We start from the raw sequence: 6,024 nt of genomic DNA on the forward strand, positions 1-6,024 counted from the left end.
GTCGCCGTCCGCGGGCCGGTGGGGCTTCTCGCGCAGTTCCCCGCGCCCCTGAAACGAGCTCCGCTCGTCCAGGGGAGGCTGCGCGAAGCGCATGCCTCAGGGGCGCGGGGAACTGCGCGGGAAGCGGCCACCGGCCGTCAGCCGACCGACAACCCAAAAGAGGCGCGGGGAACTGTGAGGCAGGCCGTGCTCAAGCGGTACCCGGCTCGCCCCGCAAGCGCTCACGGACCCGCTCGACCACATCGGCATAGCGCGCCTCGGCGCCATAGCGGGTGGGCTGGTAGTAGCGGCGGCCGGCGATGGCGTCCGGCGCGTACTGCTGGGCCGCGATCCCCCCGGGCACATCGTGCGGATAGACGTACCCCTGGGCGTGCCCCAGCTTGGCGGCACCCTTGTAGTGCCCGTCCCGAAGATGAGCCGGAACCTGACCGGCGAGGCCCTTGCGGACGTCCTCCATGGCGGCGCCGATCGCGGTCGTCGCCGCGTTCGACTTCGGGGCCAGCGCGAGCGCGATCGTGGCGTGGCTCAGGGTCAGCGCGGCTTCCGGAAAGCCGATCATGGCGACGGCCTGCGCGGCGGCGACCGCCGTGGGCAGAGCCGTCGGATCGGCGAGGCCGATGTCCTCGCTGGCGGAGATCATCAGGCGGCGCGCGATGAAGCGGGGGTCCTCGCCTGCCTCGATCATGCGGGCCAGATAGTGCAGCGCGGCGTCCACGTCGGAGCCGCGGATGGACTTGATGAGGGCGCTGGCGACGTCGTAGTGCTGGTCGCCGTCCCGGTCGTACTTCACCGCCGCGCGATTGACGGTCTCCTCGACGCTTTCGAGGGTGATGGTCTCCTCGCTCTTGGCGAGGGCGGCTCCGGCGGCGGCCTCCAGGGCGGTGAGCGCGCGCCGGGCGTCCCCGCCCGCGACGCGCAGCAGGTGCTCCTCGGCGTCCTCGGCCAGGGTGACGGCCCCGCCGAGCCCGCGCTCGTCCGTGAGCGCCCGCGCGAGCAGCCCGCGCAGGTCGTCGTCGGTCAGCGATTCCAGGGTCAGCAGCAGGGAGCGGGAGAGCAGCGGCGAGATGATCGAGAAGTACGGGTTCTCCGTGGTCGCCGCGATCAGCGTCACCCAGCGGTTCTCCACCGCGGGCAGCAGCGAGTCCTGCTGGGCCTTGCTGAAGCGGTGGATCTCGTCGAGGAAGAGGACGGTGTCCTTGCCGTGCCCGCCCAGCGCCCGGCGGGCGCCCTCGATGACGGCCCGGACCTCCTTCACGCCCGCGGTGATCGCGGACAGCTCCACGAACCGCTTGTTCGTCGCCTTCGAGACGACGTAGGCGAGGGTCGTCTTGCCGATGCCGGGCGGGCCCCACAGGATCACGGACGACGCGCCCGCGGGACCGCCGCCGCCTTCGCCGACGAGGCGGCGCAGTGGCGATCCCGGCTTGAGCAGATGCTGCTGTCCGACGACTTCGTCGAGGGTGCGCGGGCGCATCCGGACGGCCAGGGGGCTCGCGGAGGGGTCCTTCTCCTGGCGTTCTTCGGCTGCGGCGGTGAAGAGGTCGGGTTCCACGGACAAAACCCTAAGTCACCCCACTGACAACCTCGCCGGGAGGCGTCAGGCCCAGAGCTTCTCGCCCCAGCGCGTGAAGATCAGGACGGCGATGATGCCGATGTGCACGACGGGCAGGGCCCAGGTGAAGTCCTCGAAGAACGTCTTCAGCCAGCGCGGGGCCGGCAGCAGGTCGTTGCGGACGTTGGACGACGTGACGTACCAGAACATGAGGATCGTGGCGACCCAGGCCAGGCAGCACCACAGGCACAGCGCGTTGATCCGGTACAGGGACTGGAACTGCAGCCAGGTCACGAAGCCGACGCCGAACAGGCAGCCCGCGTTGAACGTCAGCCAGTACCAGCGCGGGAAGCTCGCCCGCGCGAGCAGGCTCATGCCGACGCAGATCACGACGGCGTAGGCGGCGAGGCCCAGCATCGGGTTCGGGAAGCCGAAGACCGACGCCTGGTCGCTCTTCATGATGCTGCCGCAGGAGATGACCGGGTTGATGGAGCAGCCCGGGATGAAGCTCGGGTCCTCCAGCAGCTTGAACTTGTCCAGCGTGATGACCCAGGCGGCGAGCAGCCCGGCCGCTCCCGTGATCACCAGGAGCAGTCCGAACCCACGACTGCCGCCGACCGTGCGTGGGGCGCCCGCGGTGTCGATGTCGCGGGAGACGCTGTCGCTGTCGCTTGCTGTGGTCGTCTTGCTCATCACGCCGATCCGTAAGGGAGAGGTGGGGTCTGCGGGCAGGCTCATTCTGCCGTACGGGCGCGGGTGTCCACCGTTCGATGGACATAAGGATGGCCGCTCGTGGGGCCCGGAGTCCCCGGTTCGGGGGGACGCTCGATCTCATGACCCCACAGACGGCGGAACTCGCGGTGGACGTACGGCGGCTGCGCAAGCGGTACGGCGACGTGACGGCCGTCGACGGCCTCGACCTGACGATCCGGACCGGCGAGGTCTTCGGCCTGCTCGGGCCGAACGGCGCGGGCAAGTCCACGACGGTGGAGATCCTCCAGGGCAACCGGGTCCGGGACGGCGGCGAGGTGCGCGTGCTCGGCGCGGACCCGGGCAGCGCGGACCGCGCCTGGCGGTCCCGGGTCGGCATCGTCTGGCAGGACGAGTCGGCGCCCGCGGAGCTGACGGTGCGCGAGACCGTACGGCACTTCGCGCACTACTACCCGAAGCCGCGCGACCCGGACCGGGTCATCGAGCTGGTGGGCCTGGAGAAGAAGGCGAACGCCCGGATCAAGGCGCTCTCCGGCGGGCAGCGGCGCCGCCTGGACGTGGCGCTCGGCGTCATCGGCGATCCGGAGCTGCTGCTCCTGGACGAGCCGACGACCGGGTTCGACCCGGCGGCCCGCCGGCAGTTCTGGGAGCTGATCCGGATGCTCGCCGCCGAGGGCACCACGATCCTGCTGACCACGCACTACCTCCAGGAGGCGGAGGCGCTCGCGCAGCGCCTCGCGGTGATCGCGTCCGGCCGGGTCGTCGCGGAGGGCGCCCCCGCCGAGCTGCGCGACCGCTACGGCAGCCGCGCCACCGTCGAGTGGACCGAGCCCGACGGCACGCCGCGCAGCGAGCGCACGGAGACCCCCACGCGCACGGTCGCCGAACTCGCGCGGCGCTTCGACGGCGAGATCCCCGGCCTGCGGGTCGGCCGCCCGACGCTGGAGGACGTGTACCTCCGCCTCACCGGACAGGAACAGGAGACGGGCCGATGACCACCACCACGCTGACCGGGACCGGGACACGGAACACCGAACGCCTGCCCGGCGCCTGGACGTTGGGGCTGCGACGCGGTGCGCTGGAGATCAAGCAGTTCTTCCGGCTGCGGGAGCAGGTGGTGTTCACCTTCGCCTTCCCGATCGTCTTCCTGTTCCTGTTCGCGTCGATCTTCAGCGACGACGTGCGGGGCGCGGGCGTCACCGCCTCGCAGCTGTACGTCCCCGCGATGATGGCGGCGGGCATCATGTCGACGAGCTTCCAGTCGCTCGGCATCTCCATCGCCATCGAGCGCGACGAGAAGGTGCTGCGCAGACTGCGCGGCACACCGATGCCGGCGGCCGCGTACTTTCTGGGGAAGGTCTGGCTCGTGCTCGTCACGGGTCTGCTGGAGACGGCGGTCCTGCTGGCCGTCGGCACGGCGTTCTACGACGTCTCCCTGCCGACGAGTCCGGGAAAGTGGCTGACGTTCGGCTGGCTCTTCCTGCTCGGCATCACGGCGTGCGCGCTGCTCGGCATCGCGATCGGCACCGTACCGGGGTCCGGCCGGAGCGCGACCTCCGTCGTCGTTCTCCCGTTCCTGGTCCTGCAGTTCATCTCCGGGGTCTACATCTCGATCGACACCATCCCGGACTGGATGCTGAACATCGGGGCGGTGTTCCCGCTGAAGTGGCTGTGCCAGGGGCTGCGCGGGGTGTTCCTGCCGGACTCCGCGCACGTCCTGGAGCAGGCGGGTTCCTGGGAGTTCGGGAAGACCGCTCTGGTGCTCGGCGCCTGGTGCGTCGGAGGATTGGTGCTGTGCCTGCTGACATTCCGCTGGAAGAACCGACAGAACGGGTGAGCCCGCGGACCGGTCCGCGGGGCGCGCACGTCTGGGACCGCACCTTCCGGCTCTGGGACACCTACTTCGCGATCGTGTGGCTGGCCACGATGGTGTTCGTGCTCGGCACGGCCCAGCCGGCGTGGCCCGTCCGGCTGGGCGCGGGATGCCTGCTGCTCCTGCTCATCCCCTGGTACCTCGGTTACGGGCGGCTCGTACTGCTGACCGAGGGGGTGGACGAGCGACGGGCGGCGACGTACATCGCGGGGGCCGTCGCGGTGTACCTGATGCCGGGGGTGCTGGTCGGCGAGACGCGGCTGATGGCGTTCGCCCTCGTCCCGCACTGCTTCATGGCGCTGCGCTACCGCAGGGCCATGATCGCGGTCACCGTCGTCAACCTCGCGCCGGTGGTGGGCTGGGCGCTGCTCTGGGACATCGAGAGCCGGGATCTCTTCTTCAACTCGGTGTTCGCCGTGGTGACCCTCGTCTTCTCGGCGGCCTTCGGCGGCTGGACGATCCGGATCATGGAGCAGAGCCAGGAGCGGGCCGACCTCATCGCGGAGCTGGACGCGAGCCGTGAGGAGGTCGCCCGGCTCTCCGCCGACCGTGGCGCCCTGGCGGAGCGCGAACGGATGTCCCGGGAGATCCACGACACCCTCGCCCAGGGCTTCACCAGCGTTCTGATGCTGGTCCAGGCCGTCGAGACCGAGCTGACGACGGACGTCCCGCGGGCCCGCCGCCACCTGGCGCTGATGGCGGACACCGCGCGGCAGAATCTCGCGGAGGCCCGGGCGCTCGTGGCGGGCGGCGCGCCCGCCGACCTGGACGGCGCGTCACTGCCCGACGCACTGCACCGGCTCGCCGCCCGGCACGGCGCGGAGGTCCGGATCAGCGGCGCGGCCCGGCCGTTGGCGCCCGGCCTGGAGGTGGTGGTGCTGCGCGGCTGCCAGGAAGCCCTGTCCAACGTACGCAAACACGCGGCCCCCGACACCGCCGTGCACGTCCGACTCGCCTACTCGGCCGGGGACTTGACCCTCGTCGTACGGGACGCGGGACCCGGCTTCGACCCGGGCGCGGGCGGCGACGGTTTCGGCCTGCGCGGGCTGCGGGCGCGCGCCGCCGAGGTCGGCGGCACCGCGGCCGTCGACAGTGCGCCCGGCGCCGGCACCACCGTCACCGTCCGGCTCCCGGTACCCGAGAGGACCCCTTCGTGATCCGCATCCTGCTCGCCGACGACCATCCCGTGGTGCGTGAGGGCCTGCGCGCCATGCTCGACGCCGAGCCCGACCTGACGGTCGTCGCGGAGGCGGCGAACGGCCCTCGTGCGGAGGCGCTCGCGGCCCGGCTCGCCCCGGACATCGTCCTGATGGATCTGCGGATGTCCGGCGGCGACGGCGTCGAGTCGATCGTCCGGATGACGGCGGCCGGGCTGTCCTGCCGGACGATCGTCCTGACGACGTACGAGACGGACCGGGACATCCTGCGGGCCGTGGAGGCGGGCGCCGCCGGCTATCTGCTCAAGGACATGGCCCGGGCCGAACTCGCCGGCGCGATACGCGCTGCCGCGCGGGGCGAGACGGTGCTGGCCCCCTCGGTCGCGGCGCGGCTCGTCGACCAGCTCCGGACGAACCCGGAGCGTCCGCGGCTGTCCGAGCGGGAGACGGCGGTGCTGCGGCTCGTCTCCGACGGGTGCACCAACGCGGAGATCGGGCGGCGACTGCATGTCGCCGAGTCGACCGTGAAGACGCATCTGCTGCGGGCGTTCGGCAAGTTGGGGGTGGACGACCGGACGGCGGCCGTCACCCGTGCGATGCGCTTCGGGTTGCTGGAGTAGGTCGATCGCGGCTGACGGCCGGTGGCCTCTTCTCGCGGCCCGACGCTCGGCGTGGCGACGGCCACGCCGTTGCTGGCGACGGGCGGCGACTTCGTGGCGTCGATGGGTACG

The 6,024-nt window shown here is 71.6% G+C and carries 6 protein-coding genes; 4 read left to right on the forward strand and 2 right to left on the reverse strand.

The window, feature by feature from the left end; all coding sequences use genetic code 11:
* Nucleotides 1-190 precede the first annotated feature (190 nt).
* Both ABZ930_RS14525 and ABZ930_RS14530 read right to left on the reverse strand, forming a co-directional pair.
* Nucleotides 191-1,552 carry a replication-associated recombination protein A gene (locus ABZ930_RS14525; protein WP_361546819.1) on the reverse strand — a complete coding sequence of 454 codons (1,362 nt, stop codon included), beginning with the start codon at nucleotides 1,550-1,552 and terminating at the stop codon, nucleotides 191-193.
* A gap of 45 nt (nucleotides 1,553-1,597) precedes the next feature.
* Complete coding sequence (locus ABZ930_RS14530) at nucleotides 1,598-2,245, reverse strand: vitamin K epoxide reductase family protein (RefSeq protein ID WP_361546822.1); 648 nt, start codon at nucleotides 2,243-2,245, stop codon at nucleotides 1,598-1,600.
* 140 nt (nucleotides 2,246-2,385) lie between these two features.
* On the opposite strand from ABZ930_RS14530, the gene ABZ930_RS14535 reads away from it, so the two are divergent.
* The 4 genes from ABZ930_RS14535 to ABZ930_RS14550 are packed head-to-tail and all read left to right on the forward strand — an operon-like array spanning nucleotide 2,386 to nucleotide 5,913.
* A complete protein-coding gene (locus ABZ930_RS14535) occupies nucleotides 2,386-3,258 on the forward strand; it encodes an ABC transporter ATP-binding protein (protein ID WP_361546825.1) in 873 nt (290 codons plus the stop codon).
* Nucleotides 3,255-4,100, forward strand: coding sequence for an ABC transporter permease (locus ABZ930_RS14540; RefSeq protein WP_361546828.1), 846 nt, complete (start codon nucleotides 3,255-3,257; stop codon nucleotides 4,098-4,100). The genes ABZ930_RS14535 and ABZ930_RS14540 overlap by 4 nt, the downstream gene beginning before the upstream one ends.
* On the forward strand, nucleotides 4,097-5,293 hold the full coding sequence (locus ABZ930_RS14545) for a sensor histidine kinase (RefSeq protein ID WP_361546831.1): 1,197 nt from the start codon (nucleotides 4,097-4,099) through the stop codon (nucleotides 5,291-5,293). The genes ABZ930_RS14540 and ABZ930_RS14545 overlap by 4 nt, the downstream gene beginning before the upstream one ends.
* On the forward strand, nucleotides 5,290-5,913 hold the full coding sequence (locus tag ABZ930_RS14550; protein WP_361546834.1) for a response regulator transcription factor: 624 nt from the start codon (nucleotides 5,290-5,292) through the stop codon (nucleotides 5,911-5,913). The genes ABZ930_RS14545 and ABZ930_RS14550 overlap by 4 nt, the downstream gene beginning before the upstream one ends.
* Nucleotides 5,914-6,024: the final 111 nt, after the last annotated feature.

This window comes from Streptomyces sp. NPDC046716, assembly GCF_040645755.1.
Classification (GTDB): domain Bacteria; phylum Actinomycetota; class Actinomycetes; order Streptomycetales; family Streptomycetaceae; genus Streptomyces.

Excerpts from the sequence above, each read along its gene's own strand:
- ABZ930_RS14535 (WP_361546825.1), top strand. The coding sequence starts at position 2,386 with ATGACCCCACAGACGGCGGAACTCGCGGTGGACGTACGGCGGCTGCGC.
- ABZ930_RS14540 (WP_361546828.1), top strand. The coding sequence starts at position 3,255 with ATGACCACCACCACGCTGACCGGGACCGGGACACGGAACACCGAACGC.
- ABZ930_RS14530 (WP_361546822.1), bottom strand. The coding sequence starts at position 2,245 with ATGAGCAAGACGACCACAGCAAGCGACAGCGACAGCGTCTCCCGCGAC.